Source organism: Rhodococcus sp. A14 (assembly GCF_011603105.1).
GTDB lineage: Bacteria > Actinomycetota > Actinomycetes > Mycobacteriales > Mycobacteriaceae > Rhodococcus_F > Rhodococcus_F opacus.
Genome location: NZ_JAAOQS010000049.1, coordinates 25235 through 41006, shown reverse-complemented (window position 1 = coordinate 41006; position 15772 = coordinate 25235). Strand labels below are relative to the sequence as shown.

Below are 15772 nucleotides of genomic sequence, written 5' to 3'. Positions count from 1 at the left end.
ACTGAGCGCGATGGCCACCGGCCAGGCCGAAGCGATGGACTCGCGCTACCACCTCGCAGCGGGAATGCGGCGGCAGATCAACAAGGTCTTCCCCACCCACTGGTCGTTCCTGCTCGGCGAGATCGCGCTGTACAGCTTCATTATCCTGCTGATCTCCGGTGTCTACCTGACCCTGTTCTTCGATCCGTCGATGGCGCACGTCGTCTACAACGGTGCGTACGAGCCCCTGCGCGGCGTCACGATGTCCCGCGCGTACGAGACCACGCTGAACATCTCGTTCGAGGTCCGTGGCGGCCTGTTCGTCCGTCAGATCCACCACTGGGCCGCGCTGATGTTCGCGGCGTCGATCGTCGTGCACCTGATGCGCATCTTCTTCACCGGCGCCTTCCGGCGTCCGCGTGAGGCCAACTGGGTCATCGGCTGCCTGCTGCTGATCCTGGCGATGTTCGAGGGATTCTTCGGCTACACCATCCCCGACGACCTGCTGTCCGGCACGGGCCTGCGCGCCGCGTTCTCCGGCATCACGCTGAGCATCCCGATCGCAGGCACCTGGATGCACTGGCTGATCTTCGGCGGCGACTTCCCCGGCGACCTGATCATCCCGCGCCTGTACGTCGCGCACGTCCTGCTGTTCCCGGGCATCATCCTCGCCTTGATCGCCGGTCACCTCGCGCTCGTCTGGTACCAGAAGCACACGCAGTTCCCCGGCCCCGGCCGCACGGAGAACAACGTCGTGGGTGTGCGCATCCTCCCGGTGTTCGCCGTCAAGTCGGGTGCGTTCTTCGCGATCACGTTCGGTGTTCTGGCCGTGATGGGTGGCGTGCTGCAGATCAACCCGGTCTGGACCATCGGCCCCTACAACCCGTCGCAGGTGTCGGCCGGTTCGCAGCCCGACATCTACATGATGTGGACGGACGGCCTGGCCCGTCTGTGGCCGGCATGGGACATCTACCTGTTCGACCGCTACACCATTCCGTCGGTGTTCGCTGTCGCGTTGATCATGGGTCTGGTGTTCACGGTGCTGATCGCCTACCCGTGGATCGAGAAGCGCCTGACGAAGGACGACGCTCACCACAACCTGCTGCAGCGTCCGCGTGACGTTCCGGTGCGTACCGCGATCGGTGCGATGGCGATTGCGTTCTACGCCGTCCTGACGATCTCCTGCATCAACGACATCATCGCGTACCACCTGAGCATCTCGCTGAACGCGATGACGTGGATCGGCCGCATCGGCATGGTGCTGCTGCCTCCGATCGCCTTCTGGGTGGCCTACCGGTTCTGCCTGGGTCTCCAGCGCAGCGACCGTGAGGTCCTCGAGCACGGCATCGAGACCGGCATCATCAAGCGGATGCCGAACGGTCAGTACATCGAGATCCACCAGCCGCTCGGCCCGGTCGACGACCACGGTCATCCGATCCCGCTCGAGTACCAGGGTGCGACCGTCCCGAAGAAGATGAACAAGCTCGGTTCCGCTGGCAAGCCCGGTTCCGGCAGCCTCGTCACGGCCGACCCGGTCGAGGAGAGCCTGGCTCTCGAGCACGCCCTGCACCACGGCGAGCACGAGCAGCTCACGATGCTGCGGGAGTACCAGGACCGCGCCCACGGTAACGGTTCGTCGACTTCCGGCAACGGATCGTCCGGCAACGGCGAGGCCCACTAGCCTCACCTCCGCAACCGAGCAGAGCCCCGAACCACTTCCGGTTCGGGGCTCTGCTCGTCTGTGGGCTTGCCCGCTCCCCTCCCCCGCGGCTGTGCGCGGAACACGAGCGCGACCGCCCCGAGTCCCAGAAGTAGACCGAGCGCGGTGAGGATTCCGAACGGCTCGCCGAACATCACGGTCCCCCAGATCGCCGTCACCGGTGCCATCAGGAACATCAGAGCATTGACCCGGGTGACCCCGCTCCGACGCAGCACGAGCCAGTACAGGCCGTAGCCGCCGAACGTGGACAGGCCGATCAACCAGGCCACCGACCACCAGAACGATGCCGTCGGCGGTGGCGACACCTGTCCGGCGCACGCGGCGAGGGCGGTGAAGAGCACGGCACTGGTCGCGCAGTGCACGGTCATGGACACGACGGGGTCGGTGTCGGTCGGTGAGCGACTCTCCAGGAAGGTCGCGGCCACCAGCGACAGCATCCCGGCGAACGGCACGAGATACGCCCACCACGACACACCGGACCCAGAGGTGGCGTCGCCTGCGGTGACGATCACGACCCCCGCCAGTCCCAGCAGCAGCCCCCACCACTGCCGGGGCGCGACGTACTGCCCCAGCAGCGGGCCGGCCAGTACGGCGACGACCAGGGGCTGGGTGCCGTCGATCAGCGCGGTGGTACCGGTCGAGACGCCGAGCCCGATCGCCTGGTAGACGGTCAGCAGATATCCGGTCTGCGACAGCGCGCCGACCGTCACCTGACGACCGAACGCACGGGACCCGAGTCCACGCCACCGTGCGCGGTCGAACAGCGCGGCCGCCAGGGCGAGTGCCAGGGCGAGTGGCAGGAACCGCCAGGTCAGAACCGTCAGAGGGGATGCGTCCCCGGCGCCGAGTTTGGCCCCGATGAAGCCGGAGCTCCAGCACACGACGAACAGCACGGCGAGAAACGCATTCACAACTGACCACCACCCAAGTAAACAGATCGGTATACCTCTTCAACCTATACCGATCTGTATACTTTTGTCATGGATTCTGTGCCGTCACCGCGACGCGTCGCACTGACCCCGAGAGCGAGGCGAGCGCTGGACGCGGCCGGCCGCCTCTTCTACGAGCGGGGAATTCACGCGGTCGGCGTGGATCTCATCGCCGCCGAGGCCGGCGTCACGAAGAAGACGCTCTACGACCGTTTCGGATCGAAGGAACAGATCGTGGTCGAGTACCTCGCCGACCGGGACGAGCGGTGGCGGGCATTCCTCGCAGTCCACCTCGACACCGTCGGCGACTCCCCCGAGCGGCGCCTGACGGCGATCTTCGACGCGTCCGGGGAGTGGACCGCGGAGAACAGCGCGAAAGGGTGCAGCATGGTCAACGCGCACGCTGAGATCAGCGACCCGTCACATCCGGCGTACGCGGTCATCATCGGCCAGAAACGGTGGATGCTCGACCTGTTCACGGGGGTGTGCCGGGACGCGTCGGTGCGCGATCCGGAGACACTCGCGCGCACCATCATGCTGCTCCACGAAGGTGCCCTGGTCTCGCACGGATTGCACGTGTTTCCGGAGGCGGTACGACTCGCGTCCGATCAGGCGGCGGCACTCCTCGCCGCCGCGGCGGACCCGGCCGGCTAGGGCCGACGACAAAGCGGAGGCGCCGAACCCCGGTGGGATTCGGCGCCTCCGCTGTCCGACTGTGGGTGGAACTAGTGCTTCTCGGGCCCGACGTAGTACTCGAAGACGAGGCCTGCAGCGGCCGCGAGCACGGCAATCACGGCGACCACGATCATCCACGGCTGGAAGAACGCCATCGCTACTGCGACGAAAGCAGCAGAGGCGGCGAGCAGGATCGGCCAGTAACTACCGGGGCTGAAGAAGCCCAGGTCGCCTGCGCCATCGGCGATCTCCGCGTCCTCGTAGTCCTCGGGACGGGTGTCGAGGCGACGGGCGACGAACCGGAAGTACGTTCCGATGATCAGCGTCAGTCCCGCCGACAGGCAGATGCCCGTCAGACCCGCCCACTCGATACCGGTTCGTGAAACGGCGGTGAAGACGCCGTAGACGATCGCGACGAGAATGAAGAATACCGTCAGGATCTCGAAGAGCTTGGCTTCGATCTTCATATCAGCACTTGTCCTTGGTCAGTGAGGTATCAGCAGCAGGTTCAGTTACCTTCGACACCGCTCGCCTGCTTGTAGCCGCGATCGGTGGTGAAGGGAGACGTCGACGTCGCAACCGGGGACTCGCCGATGGCCTGCAGAGCCTCCGCCGTGGTCAGATCCCGGCCGCCCTCGCTCGCCGGCTTACGCAGCTCGATGTACTGCGCGAACTTGTCGGGGCTCACGGCGCGAACCTCGAAGTTCATCATCGCGTGGAACGTGCCGCACATCTCGGCGCAGCGCCCGACGAAGGCACCTTCCTTCTCGATCTCACTGATCTGGAAGACGTTGTCGGAGTGGTTCTCCTTCGGGTTCGGGTTCACGTCGCGCTTGAACAGGAACTCCGGCACCCAGAAGGCGTGGATGACATCGGCCGAGGCCAGTTCGAACTGGATCCGCTTGCCGGTCGGCAGGACGAGGATCGGGATCTCGTTGCTCGAGCCGATCGTCTCGATCTTGTCGTAGTGCAGGTAGGACAGGTCCTGCGGGGTCTTGCCGTGGATTGGCCCGGGCTGAGCGTGCTCGCCCTCGGCCTCCGCCTCGGATGCCGGTGCGGACTCGACCGCAGCCTGCGCTTCCTGATCGACGCCGTCGTACTTGCCGCCACCCTCACCGAGGTCGATGGAGCGGTAGCCGAACTTCCAGTTCCACTGGTACGCAGTGACATCCACCACCACGTTGGGGTTGTCCTCCTTCTCGAGGACATGGTTCTGCACGATCACCGTGAAGTAGAACAGCACGGCGATGATGACGAACGGAACCGCGGTGTACGCCAGCTCGAGCGGCACGTTGTATGCCGTCTGCCGCGGGAACTCGGGTGAGTCCTTCTTCTTACGGTGGAAGATCACCGCCCAGAAGGTGAGTCCCCACACCAGCACACCCATGACGAGGGCGGCGATGACCGACCAGGTCCACAGTTCACGCATGCGGTGCGCCTGCGGGGTTACGCCCGAAGGCCACCCGAAACGAAGCACCTCGTTGTCGATTGAACAACCCGACAGCAGCAAGGCAGCAATGCCCAAAGATACTGCCAACCCTGCCCGCCGAAGGATCCGACCTTGCGCCACGTTCACGCCTTCCTGATCGCCGCAAATTCCACTAGGGCACACCCGATGGGAAGGCCCAATTACTACGCAGCGTAGACCAAAGGTGGCGGCTCTCCATCCTCGGGTCGGGCGACGACGTGTCGCTGCCGACGCCGCGGCGGTGCCGCTGTTCGCGCCGGGCACCGTCACCGGCGGCCCGAACCGGACGCTCCGGCAATCTGCGGCATACTTTCCGGCAGAGATCCCTGACCACTCCACCTCGTGGAGCCTTCCAAGATTCTGAATTGAGGTACCGGACGCTGTGTGCGGACTGCTCGGGCTACTGACCTCTGGAGAAACCAGCGACAACGCCGTCTCACAGGTCGACCAGGCGATGCACTGCCTGCGGCACCGTGGGCCGGACGAGCACGGGACCTGGCACGACGACCACCTGGTCTTCGGGTTCAATCGGCTGTCGATCATCGACATCGAACACTCCCACCAGCCCCTGCGGTGGGGTCCGGTGGAGAATCCGGAACGCTACGCGCTGACGTTCAACGGCGAGATCTACAACTACCTCGAGGTTCGTGCCGAACTCGCCGAGCAGTTCGGTGCGCAGTTCGTCACAGAGGGCGACAGCGAGGCCATCGTCGCAGCGTTCCACTACTGGGGCGAGGACGCGGTCCGCCGCCTGCGCGGCATGTTCGCGTTCGCGATCTGGGACACGGAGACGCGGGAATTGTTCCTCGCGCGCGATCCGTTCGGCATCAAACCGCTCTTCCTGGCGACGGGCGTCGGCGGCACCGCGTTCGGTAGCGAGAAGAAGAGCCTGCTGGAACTGGCGAGCCTGATCGGCATCGGCACCGAACTCGATCCGCGGGCCGTCGAGCACTACACCGTCCTTCAGTACGTGCCGGAGCCGGAAACCCTCCACAGGCAGATCCGCCGGCTCGAGTCCGGCTGCTTCGCGCGTGTGCGGCCGGGCGAAGAACCCGTGATCACCCGCTATTTCGCGCCCACGTTCCCGGTGCGTCCGTTCGCCGCGGGCACCGAGCAGGCCCGGTACCGCGAGATCGCGGAGGCGCTCGAGGATTCGGTCGCCAAGCACATGCGCGCCGACGTCACGGTCGGTTCCTTCCTGTCGGGTGGCATCGACTCGACGGCCATCGCGGCGCTCGCGATGCGTCACAACCCGAACCTGATCACGTTCACCACCGGTTTCGAACGCGAAGGCTATTCCGAGGTCGACGTCGCAGCCGAATCCGCAGAAGCGATCGGCGCGCGTCACGTGGTGAAGGTGGTGAGCCCGTCCGAGTTCGCCGCCGCCATCCCCGAGATCGTGTGGTACCTCGACGACCCGGTCGCCGATCCCGCGCTGGTGCCGTTGTGGTTCGTGGCCAAGGAAGCGCGCAAGCACGTCAAGGTCGTCCTGTCCGGTGAGGGCGCCGACGAGCTGTTCGGCGGCTACACCATCTACCGCGAGCCGATTTCGCTGAAGCCGTTCGAGTACCTGCCCAAGGGACTGCGGCGGGCCGCCGGGAAGCTGTCCGAGCGCATCCCCGAGGGTACCCGCGGAAAGAGCCTGCTCAACCGCGGTTCACTGACCCTGGAAGAGCGGTACTACGGCAACGCGCGCAGCTTCAACGACGCACAGTTGCGCGCCGTCCTGCGCGACTTCCGGCCGGAGTGGACGCACCGCGACGTCACCGACCCGATCTACGCGCAGTCGCAGGGGTGGGATCCGGTGGCCCGGATGCAGCACCTGGACCTGTTCACGTGGTTGCGCGGCGACATCCTCGTCAAGGCCGACAAGATGACGATGGCCAACTCGCTCGAACTTCGGGTGCCGTTCCTCGATCCCGAGGTCTTCAAGGTGGCGTCGCAGGTGCCGCTGGATCAGAAGATCACCAAGAGCACCACCAAGTACGCGCTGCGTCAGGCGCTGGAAGGCATCGTGCCCGGGCACGTGCTCCATCGGGCGAAGCTGGGCTTCCCGGTGCCGCTGCGGCACTGGCTGCGCGGCACCGAACTGTTCGACTGGGCACACGAGCAGATCGCGGCGTCGGGCACCGATCACCTGCTCGACAAGGCGGCGATCGCGAAGATGCTGAACGACCACCGGGACGGCGTGTCCGACCACAGCCGTCGCCTGTGGACCGTGCTGATCTTCATGGTCTGGCACGGCATCTTCGTGGAGAACCGCATCGTTCCGGAGATCGCCGAGCCGGCGTACCCGGTCTCGCTGTAGGCGCTTCGCGCCCGTGCGCCTTCTTGGTAGTTGGCGCTACCAAAACGGCGCACGGGCGGCGGAGCCGCCTGTTACGGCAGAACGGCAGCGATCTCGTCGGCGGCGGTGGAGCCGTAGGCGTCCGCGAGGCGCTTGACGGCCTCGTCGCGGTCGAACGTCCATTCCTGGGTTCCGACGGTCTCCAGCACGAGCACCGCCACCAGCGACCCCAGCTGCGCGGAGCGCTCGAAACTCAGGCCCGCGCTGTGCGCGAGGAGGAATCCGGCCCGGAATCCGTCACCGACACCGGTCGGGTCGACCTTCGCCTTCTCGGGAACGACGGCGACGCGGGTCCAGTTGCCCTCGGAGTCGACGATCTCGACGCCCTTGGAACCGAGGGTCGTGACGCGGACGCCGACCTGAGCGCGGATCTCCTCTTCGGTCAGTCCGGTCTTCTGCCGCAGCAGTCCCCACTCGTACTCGTTCGTGAACAGGTATTTTGCACCGCAGATCAGCGCCGACGCCTCCTCGCCGTTCAGTCGGGCGAGCTGCTGCGACGGGTCGGCGGCGAACGGGATTCCCTGCCGGCGGCATTCCTCGGTGTGGCGGATCATCGCCTCGGGGTCGTTGGCGCCGATCAGGACCAGATCGAGCGCTTCGGCGTCCTGCGCGATACCGGACAGCTGGATTTCGCGGGCCTCACTCATCGCACCGGGGTAGAACGACGCGATCTGCGCCATGTCCTCGTCGGTGGTGCACACGAAACGCGCGGTGTGCGCGGTGGTCGAGATCCGGACGGCGGTGCAGTCGACACCGTTGCTCTCGAGCCACTGGCGGTAGTCCGCGAAGTCGGCCCCGACAGCCCCGACCAGCAGTGGAGATCCACCGAGGACGCCCATGGCGTAGGCGATGTTGCCGCCCACTCCCCCGCGCCGGACTACGAGGTCGTCGACCAGGAAGCTCAACGAGATGTGGCTGAGCTGATCGGCGAGCAGCTGCTCGGCGAACCGGCCCGGAAACCGCATCAGGTGGTCGGTGGCGATGGAACCGGTAACCGCAATTGTCACGGGCGGATGCCTTTCGATGAGTTCGGTCGGGATTTCTCACCGTACCCCGGGGTACCACCACGATCGGTCGGCAGCACGGGGACCCGGGTACGTGGAGATCGAGCACGAAAAAAGTCTGACGCGGCAGCCGGTCGGCGCCGCGTCAGACTTGTCGATTCAGTTGTACTTCGGCCTGGGACTCAGTTGAAGGAGTCGCCGCAGGCGCACGAACCGGTCGCGTTGGGGTTGTCGATGGTGAAACCCTGCTTCTCGATGGTGTCGACGAAGTCGATCGAGGCACCCTCGACGTACGGTGCGCTCATCCGGTCCACCGCGAGGGCGACGCCACCGAAGTCCACGATCAGGTCGCCGTCCAGGTTCCTGTCGTCGAAGAACAGCTGGTAACGCAGCCCTGCGCAGCCGCCGGGTTGCACGGCGATACGCAGTGCGAGGTCGTCACGACCTTCCTGATCGAGCAGCGCCTTCGCCTTGGCGGACGCGGCTTCGGTCATCTTGACGCCGTGGACGGCGGTCTCGTTCTGCACAGTCATGGGCTCTCCCTGTAGTTCGTAACAAACCCGTGAACGCTTCAACGGTACTCCGCGCCCGACTTATTCCCGGGTTCCATTCCCTGCGGCAGCGTCCGCAGATCGATCCACGTCCATGGTATCCGACGTCGCGGATTCCGGTTACTGCCCTGCGGCCGCACCGTCCCAACCGCGGGCTGCGGCCGCGGCAAGGTCTCTCAGCTGCGCGTATGCGTCCGACATCGCGAGTTCGACCGATCCCGCGTGGTCCACCAGCGACAGTGCCTCGTCGATGCCCGCGCTGTCGAGATCCGCGGGGTCGAGGAGCACCTGCCCTGCCAGGACGAGCGTCCCGATCGACCGCCGGCGGGCGGCAGCGGCAAGCGCGATCACGAGTTTCCCGCGCAGCGACTGCTGGTCGAGCCGGCCTTCCCCGGTGATCACGAGCTGGGCGGAGGCGAGTTGCCGATCCTGCCGGGTGCGTTGCGCGACCACGTGAGCACCGGATTCTCGGGTCGCGCCGAGGGCGAGCAGCGCGGCCCCGATGCCACCGGCGGCGCCGGCCCCGGCCTCGGCGGCGACCTCCCGGGCCGTCACCCGCTGCAGTTGCCCCGCCCATGCGGCGTTCCGGTCCTCGAGGAATGCGACGGTGTCGGGGTCGGCGCCCTTCTGCGGTCCGAACACGCGGGCGGCGCCGTGCTCGCCGAGCAACGGGTGCTCGACATCGGACGCGGCCACCAGTTCCACCGAGCGCAGGCGGGCGACGGCGGCATCCGCACTCCCGAAACCCTGCGCGAGGGCTTCGACGAGGCCGCGGCCGCCGTCGGTGCAACTGCTGCCGCCGAGACCGACGACGATTCTGCTCGCCCCGGCATCGAGGGCCGCTACCACGAGTTGGCCGACGCCCCGGCTGTGCGCGTCGCGGGCGGTGCGGGGCGTCGGCGGTCCGCCCAGCAGTCCGAGTCCGCAGGCCTGGGCGGATTCGAGGTAGGCGTCGGTGCCGTCGAGGAGCCAGCGGGCCGTGACGTCGGCGCCGAGGGGCCCTTCCACGACCGCGGTCCGGACGGTGCCGCCCGCAGCCGCGACCACGTCGACGAATCCGGGGCCGCCGTCGGACTGCGGCGCCTCGATCAGCTGGTCGTCCGGGCGCACGGCCGACCATCCCGCCGCGATCGCGGCGGTCGCCTCGACGGCGGTCAGCGTTTCACCGAAGGAGTCCGGTGCGATCATCACTCGCATCGGCGAAGTGTATGGCGACGGGCGCGACCCGGCATTTCGATGTGAGGGCGGTTTTCCTCCCGGCGCCGTCTTCCCATACTCTGGAAGGGTGAAATTGCTACGCCGCGGTGATTCGGACAATTCAGACAAGCGGGACGTCGAGGTCGCCGAGTCGTCCACGGCCCCGGAGGCGGAGTCCGCCGAACAGGCAGGCAAGGGCCGCCCGACCCCCAAGCGACGCGACGCCGAGGCGAAGCGACGCGGACCGGTCGCGCCCGCGCCCCTGACGGCGAAAGAGGCACGCGCCCGTAAGAAGGCCACCCGCGGTAGCAGGGAAGAGCGCAAGGTCGCCGCGGCGGAGCGACGCGCCACCGCCGCCGAGCGACGCGCCCGCATGCTCGCCGGCGAGGACAAGTATCTCCTCCCCCGCGACAAGGGCCCGGTCCGCGCGTACGTCCGCGACATCGTGGACGCCCGGCGCAACCTGGTCGGCCTGTTCATGCCGCTGGCCCTGGTTCTCATCATGGCGATGTTCGTCAGCCCGGCGTTGCAGGCGATCGTGACGCTCGCCATGCTCATCATGATGATGTTCATGGCCATCGAGGGCGTCTGGCTGGGCCGCAAGATCAACAATCAGGTGCGGGAGCGCTTCCCGGACACCCCCGACGGCGGTTTCAAGCTCGGGTGGTACGCGTTCGTGCGTGCGTCGCAGATCCGCAAGCTGCGCGCCCCCAAGCCGCGGGTGCGCCCCGGCGACGCCATCTGACGGTCAGTTGTGGGGCGCGCGGTGCGTCTCGGCGAGCAGCCGCCCCAGGTCGGCGTCGCGGTCGTAGGACAGGTCGGTCATGGGATCGGCCGGTCGGAAGAAGTTGTCGCGGTAGCTTTTCCGCAGTCGCGGATGGAGTGGACCCAGGTGCCGACCGGCGTACATCACGGCCGCATGCAGCACGAGGAGAAGTGCAACGAGGACGAGGAATTCGGTCATGGCTGAAATTTTCCGCCCATTCACTTCCCGCCAACAGTGGCGGAATTGACGTTCTTCGTCAAAATACTGCCACTCCGGTCGGTTGGTAGCGTTTCCCTCCGTGCCCACCGCCGATTCCCCGGACCGCCCGAGCCGTCCGAACCAGACGTCGCGAACACTCGTGCTCGGCGGTGCACGCTCCGGAAAATCCGCTCACGCCGAGGAACTGACCCAGGCCCTGGCCGGGGCGGGCCGGGTGCGCTACGTCGCCACCAGTCACCGCGACCCCGACGACCACGACTGGGAACACCGCATCGCTCAGCACCGCGATCGGCGTCCCCGCAGCTGGCTCACCGTGGAAACCGCGCACCGGCTCGACCTCGCCGACCAACTGCGTTCCCCCACCGAAACTGCGGCCACCCTCGTCGACGATCTCGGCACCTGGCTCACCGTCGAACTCGACGGCGCCGCAGCCTGGGACTCGCCGCGCGGCACCATCACCCCACGCACGGACGAACTCGTCGCGAGCGTCCGCGACTACCGCGGCGCACTCGTGCTGGTGACTCCCGAGGTGGGCCTCGGCGTCATCCCCGAGACCCGGTCCGGTCGCCTGTTCCGCGACGAGATCGGCTCCCTCAACGCGCGGCTCGCCCAGGTCTGCGATCGCGTGGTCCTCGTCGTCGCCGGACTGACCATGACCCTGAAAGATGATCCCGCACGCGAGTCGTGCGGGGCAGAAGTGTCCACTCGAGCGAGAGGCCAAGCGTGACCAGCGAGTCCGTGAGCACCGACCCCGGTCGGTTCGAACCCGTCACCCCACCCGACGAAGGGGTGCGCGCACAGGCCGAGGCCCGTCAGTTGCAGCTCACCAAACCGGCCGGCTCGCTCGGACGCCTCGAGACGCTCGCATGCTGGGCCGCGGCCTGCCAGGGTGTCTGCCCGCCCGTCCCCTTCGCGCGGGCGCGCGTGGTGGTGTTCGCCGGCGACCACGGAGTGGCACGGACCGGCGTCTCGGCGTATCCGCCCGAGGTGACGGCCCAGATGGTCGCCAATTTCGTCGGCGGCGGGGCCGCCGTCAATGCTCTCGCGAACCGGGCCGGCGCAAGCGTGCGCGTCGTCGACCTGTCCGTCGACGGCGACACGGATCCGTCGGTGTCCACGTTCAAGATTCGCCGCTCGTCGGGGGCGATCGACCGCGAGGACGCGCTCACACACGAGGAGACACTGAAGGCCATCGAGGCCGGACGGTCCATCGCCGACTCCGAAATCGATTCCGGCGCAGACCTGTTGATCGCCGGCGACATGGGAATCGGCAACACCACGCCGGCCACCGTTCTCATCGCCGCGCTGACGGACACCGAACCGGTGGCGGCGGTCGGCCGGGGCACCGGTGTCGACGACGCCGGCTGGATCCGGAAGACGGCGGCGATCCGCGACGCGATGCGCCGGGCCCGGCCGGTGGTCCGGGACACGGTGGCGCTCCTGCGTACGGTGTCGGGCGCCGACCTCGCCGCGATGGCCGGCTTCCTCGCCCAGGCCTCCGCCCGCAAGACCCCGGTGATTCTCGACGGCGTGGTCGTCACCGCGGCCGCGATGGTCGCGGAGGAACTCGCGCACGGCGCCCGCGCGTGGTGGCTGGCCGGCCACCGTTCCACCGAACCGGCCCACACGATCGCACTGAAGCACCTGCAACTCGACCCCCTCCTCGAACTCGACATGCGACTCGGCGAGGGATCCGGCGCCGTCACCGCGCTGCCGATCCTGCAGGGCGCCGTCGCCACGCTCGCGGAGATGGCGACGTTCGCGGAGGCCGGAGTCAGCACCCGCGACGCCGAGGACGGCGAGGACACCGCCCCCGGCTCCGCCGCCGATACCGCGGGCTGACCGTGTCGGGCGTACTGCTCGCGTTCTCCTGGCTGACGGTCCTCCCCCTGCGCGGACCGGATTCCGTGGACCGCGTGTCGGGCCGCCGCGCGATCCGGGCGGCGCCGGTGACCGGGGTCGCGCTGGGAGTCCTGGCCGCGGTGCTGCTGTGGGCGCTCGTGTCCGCCGGTCTCGACCCCGCCCTCGCCGGCCTGATGACGGTGGGTGCACACGCTCTCGCCACCCGGGGGATGCACATCGACGGTCTGTCCGACACCGTCGACGGGCTCGGCTGTTACGGGCCGCCGGAGCGGGCGCGGGCCGTGATGCACAGCGGCGGCGCGGGCCCGTTCGGGGTGTGCGCCCTGGTGATCTGCCTGGGCGCGCAGGGACTGGCGTTCGGATCTCTGGCCGCCGCAGGACAATTCGCGTGCGTGGCCGTCGCCGTGGCGGCCGGGCGGGTGGCGGTCGTCTTCGCCTGCCGGCGCGGAATTCCCGCGTCGTCGACGGAAGGATTCGGCGCACTGGTCGCCGAGACCCAGTCACCGTGGACCGGCATCGCCTGGACCGTTCCGCTCCTCGCGGCGGCCGCGTGGTGCACCTCGCCGTGGTGGCAGGGACCGATCGTCGTGGCAGTCGCGCTGACGCTCACCGCGTTCCTGGTGGCTCACTGCGTCCGGCGATTCGCCGGCCTCAACGGCGACGTGCTCGGCGCCGTGCTCGAGATCACCGTCACCATCTCGGCGATCGGTCTCACGTTCTGAGCGACCGCCGAAACCGAGATCAGCGCAGTTTCGTCATCCACCCGTGGGTGTCGGCGAACGTTCCCCGCTGAATGCCGGTCAGCGTGTCGCGCAGGGCCATGGTGACCTCGCCGGGCTCGCCGTCGGCGATCGTGAACTCACCCTCGGCCGACTTGACCCGGCCGACAGGCGTGATGACCGCCGCCGTACCGCACGCGAACACCTCGGTGATCTCGCCCGACTTGGTCTTGGTGCGCCATTCGTCGGTGCTGATCCGACGCTCGTCCACCGCGAAACCGGCGTCGGTCGCGAGGGTCAGCAGCGAGTTACGGGTGATACCCGGCAGCAACGAACCGGACAGGGACGGCGTCACGAGGCGGGCGTCGGATCCGGAGCCGAACACGAAGAAGAGGTTCATGCCGCCCATCTCCTCCACGTACGACCGTTCGATGGCGTCGAGCCACACCACCTGGTCGCAACCCTCGTCGGCGGCCTGCGCCTGCGCGAGAAGCGAAGCCGCGTAGTTACCCGCGAATTTGGCGGCGCCGGTGCCACCGGGTGCGGCGCGCACGTATTCCGTCGACAGCCACACGCTGACCGGCTTCACTCCACGCGGGAAGTAGGCGCCTGCGGGCGAGGCGATCAGCAGGTAGCGGTACTCGTCGGCCGGACGCACACCGAGTCCGGCCTCGGTGGAGAACATGAACGGGCGAAGGTACAGCGCGTCCTCACCACCGGCGGCGGGCACCCATTCGTGATCCAGCTCGAGCAGTTCGGTGATCGACTTGACGAACAACTCCTCCGGTAGCTCCGGCATCGCGAGACGACGCGCCGACGTCGCGAGTCGTTCGGCGTTCGCCTCGAGGCGGAACGTCGAGATGCCGCCGTCGGGCTGCCGGTACGCTTTCAGCCCCTCGAAGATGGCCTGCCCGTAGTGCAGCACCATCGCGGCGGGGTCGAGCTGGAGCGGCCCGTACGGTTCCACCTTGGCGTCGTGCCAGCCGAGCTCCGTGGAGTAGGTGATCGACACCATGTGGTCCGTGAAGTACCGACCGAATCCGGGCGCCGCCAGTATCTCTCGCCGTACCTCGTCGGAGGTGAGGGCGGGATGCGGGACGCGAACGAACTCGGTGACACCTGTCATGCCCGTGATCTTATCGAACGCCTTCCGCCGCCCCACGGCCGACAGGTCGTCCGCGACAGGCGCTTACTTGGTGTTGATCTCCACGAACGGCGGAGACACCACCTCGGCGCGCAGGGAGCGTCCCCGGACGTCCACGGCGATCTCGTCTCCCGCCGACACGCCGGCTCCGGAGTCGAGCAGCGCCAATGCGATCCCGACCTTGAGCGTGGGCGAGAACGTGCCCGACGTGGTCTCGCCGATCGACTCGCCGTCGCGCAGCACGGTCTGACCGGCGCGGAGAACCCCGCGGTCCATCGCCTTGATGCCCCACAGCGTGCGCGCCGGGCCGGACTCCTTTTCGTCGGTGAGCGTCTCCTTGCCCCAGAACTTCGGCTTCTTCCACCCGATCGCCCAGCCGCATCGCGCCTCGAGCGGGGAGATCTCCAGCGACAGTTCGTGCCCGTGCAGCGGGTATCCCATCTCGGTGCGCAGCGTGTCCCGGGCGCCGAGACCGGCGACCTGGCCGCCGTGGGCGCGGACCTGCTCGACCGCGGCCCGGAACAGCTTCTCGCTGTCCTCCCAGCGCGGCAGCAGTTCGAACCCGACCTCGCCGGTGTACCCGCTGCGGCACACGCGGACGGGGACCCCGTCCCAGGTGGCGTCCGCGAAGGCCATGTACTCGATGTCGGTGGGCAGGCCGAGGGCGGTGAGTACGTCCGCCGACTTCGGGCCCTGGACGGCGATCACACCGAAGTCCCGGTGCTGGTTCTCCACGGTGACGCCCTCGGGCGCCGTGGCGGCCAGTGCCGCGACCACGTCCGCGGTGTTGGCCGCGTTGGGGACGAGGAACACCTCGTCGGGGCTCACGTAGTAGGCGATCAGATCGTCGATCACTCCGCCCGACGGCGTGCAGCACAGCGTGTACTGCGCCTTGCCGGGACCGATCTTGTCGAGATCGTTGGTCAGCGCCGAGTTCACGAAGGCTGCGGCGCCGCTGCCCCGCACGAGGGCCTTGCCGAGGTGGCTGACGTCGAACACCCCCACCGACTCGCGCACCGCGGTGTGTTCGGCGACGACACCGGCGTACGAGACGGGCATCTCCCAGCCGCCGAAGGGAGCGAACGTGGCCCCGAGTTCGACGTGAACGGCGTGGACGGGGCCTTGGGACAACTGCTCCTCGGTCATGGGCCTCAACTTATCCGACCCCCGGGCGCACCGGGTAGGCGACGG

Annotated in this window: 16 protein-coding genes; 7 read left to right on the top strand and 9 right to left on the bottom strand. The window is 67.9% G+C overall.

Annotation, left to right across the window (positions count from 1 at the left end):
- The first annotated feature begins 10 nt into the window (after positions 1 to 10).
- On the top strand, positions 11 to 1660 hold the full coding sequence (locus G9373_RS24030) for a cytochrome bc complex cytochrome b subunit (protein WP_133986725.1): 1650 nt from the start codon (positions 11 to 13) through the stop codon (positions 1658 to 1660).
- Between the two features lie 2 nt (positions 1661 to 1662).
- Here G9373_RS24030 and G9373_RS24025 read toward each other — a convergent pair whose 3' ends face one another.
- The gene (locus G9373_RS24025) at positions 1663 to 2610 is read right to left on the bottom strand and encodes a DMT family transporter (protein WP_065491674.1); all 948 of its coding nucleotides are present in this window, start codon (positions 2608 to 2610) and stop codon (positions 1663 to 1665) included.
- 69 nt (positions 2611 to 2679) lie between these two features.
- Between G9373_RS24025 and G9373_RS24020 the strand changes: the two genes are divergently transcribed.
- The gene (locus tag G9373_RS24020) at positions 2680 to 3282 is read left to right on the top strand and encodes a TetR/AcrR family transcriptional regulator (RefSeq protein WP_167117081.1); all 603 of its coding nucleotides are present in this window, start codon (positions 2680 to 2682) and stop codon (positions 3280 to 3282) included.
- A 71-nt stretch (positions 3283 to 3353) separates the two neighbouring features.
- Here the strand turns inward: G9373_RS24020 and G9373_RS24015 are convergent, their stop codons facing one another.
- Positions 3354 to 3770 carry a cytochrome c oxidase subunit 4 gene (locus tag G9373_RS24015; RefSeq protein ID WP_005573189.1) on the bottom strand — a complete coding sequence of 139 codons (417 nt, stop codon included), beginning with the start codon at positions 3768 to 3770 and terminating at the stop codon, positions 3354 to 3356.
- A gap of 41 nt (positions 3771 to 3811) precedes the next feature.
- Positions 3812 to 4879, bottom strand: a complete 1068-nt coding sequence (locus tag G9373_RS24010; RefSeq protein ID WP_016880030.1) for a cytochrome c oxidase subunit II — start codon at positions 4877 to 4879, stop codon at positions 3812 to 3814.
- A 274-nt stretch (positions 4880 to 5153) separates the two neighbouring features.
- Here G9373_RS24010 and asnB point away from each other — a divergent pair, with 274 nt between their 5' ends.
- Positions 5154 to 7079: an asparagine synthase (glutamine-hydrolyzing) gene (gene asnB, locus G9373_RS24005; RefSeq protein ID WP_005573188.1), complete on the top strand. Its 1926-nt coding sequence runs from the start codon at positions 5154 to 5156 to the stop codon at positions 7077 to 7079.
- A 71-nt stretch (positions 7080 to 7150) separates the two neighbouring features.
- Here the strand turns inward: asnB and G9373_RS24000 are convergent, their stop codons facing one another.
- The 3 genes from G9373_RS24000 to G9373_RS23990 form a co-directional block, all read right to left on the bottom strand.
- Positions 7151 to 8125, bottom strand: coding sequence for a carbohydrate kinase family protein (locus tag G9373_RS24000; RefSeq protein ID WP_167117078.1), 975 nt, complete (start codon positions 8123 to 8125; stop codon positions 7151 to 7153).
- 179 nt (positions 8126 to 8304) lie between these two features.
- Positions 8305 to 8655, bottom strand: coding sequence for an iron-sulfur cluster assembly accessory protein (locus G9373_RS23995; RefSeq protein WP_005247725.1), 351 nt, complete (start codon positions 8653 to 8655; stop codon positions 8305 to 8307).
- Between the two features lie 138 nt (positions 8656 to 8793).
- Positions 8794 to 9870 carry a glycerate kinase gene (locus G9373_RS23990; protein ID WP_064080154.1) on the bottom strand — a complete coding sequence of 359 codons (1077 nt, stop codon included), beginning with the start codon at positions 9868 to 9870 and terminating at the stop codon, positions 8794 to 8796.
- 88 nt (positions 9871 to 9958) lie between these two features.
- On the opposite strand from G9373_RS23990, the gene G9373_RS23985 reads away from it, so the two are divergent.
- Positions 9959 to 10615, top strand: coding sequence for a DUF3043 domain-containing protein (locus G9373_RS23985; RefSeq protein WP_005573613.1), 657 nt, complete (start codon positions 9959 to 9961; stop codon positions 10613 to 10615).
- Between the two features lie 3 nt (positions 10616 to 10618).
- Here the strand turns inward: G9373_RS23985 and G9373_RS23980 are convergent, their stop codons facing one another.
- Complete coding sequence (locus G9373_RS23980; RefSeq protein ID WP_005573615.1) at positions 10619 to 10834, bottom strand: hypothetical protein; 216 nt, start codon at positions 10832 to 10834, stop codon at positions 10619 to 10621.
- A 100-nt stretch (positions 10835 to 10934) separates the two neighbouring features.
- On the opposite strand from G9373_RS23980, the gene cobU reads away from it, so the two are divergent.
- From cobU to G9373_RS23965, 3 genes are read left to right on the top strand one after another with little or no spacing between them, the layout of a single operon-like run.
- Positions 10935 to 11582: a bifunctional adenosylcobinamide kinase/adenosylcobinamide-phosphate guanylyltransferase gene (gene cobU, locus G9373_RS23975; RefSeq protein WP_005573616.1), complete on the top strand. Its 648-nt coding sequence runs from the start codon at positions 10935 to 10937 to the stop codon at positions 11580 to 11582.
- Positions 11579 to 12697, top strand: coding sequence for a nicotinate-nucleotide--dimethylbenzimidazole phosphoribosyltransferase (gene cobT / locus G9373_RS23970; protein WP_054248972.1), 1119 nt, complete (start codon positions 11579 to 11581; stop codon positions 12695 to 12697). The genes cobU and cobT overlap by 4 nt, the downstream gene beginning before the upstream one ends.
- A gap of 2 nt (positions 12698 to 12699) precedes the next feature.
- The gene (locus tag G9373_RS23965) at positions 12700 to 13440 is read left to right on the top strand and encodes an adenosylcobinamide-GDP ribazoletransferase (protein WP_064080156.1); all 741 of its coding nucleotides are present in this window, start codon (positions 12700 to 12702) and stop codon (positions 13438 to 13440) included.
- Between the two features lie 19 nt (positions 13441 to 13459).
- On the opposite strand, the gene G9373_RS23960 is transcribed toward G9373_RS23965, so the two are convergent.
- On the bottom strand, positions 13460 to 14563 hold the full coding sequence (locus tag G9373_RS23960) for a branched-chain amino acid aminotransferase (protein ID WP_005260097.1): 1104 nt from the start codon (positions 14561 to 14563) through the stop codon (positions 13460 to 13462).
- A 63-nt stretch (positions 14564 to 14626) separates the two neighbouring features.
- Complete coding sequence (gcvT, locus tag G9373_RS23955) at positions 14627 to 15727, bottom strand: glycine cleavage system aminomethyltransferase GcvT (RefSeq protein ID WP_005561151.1); 1101 nt, start codon at positions 15725 to 15727, stop codon at positions 14627 to 14629.
- Positions 15728 to 15772: the final 45 nt, after the last annotated feature.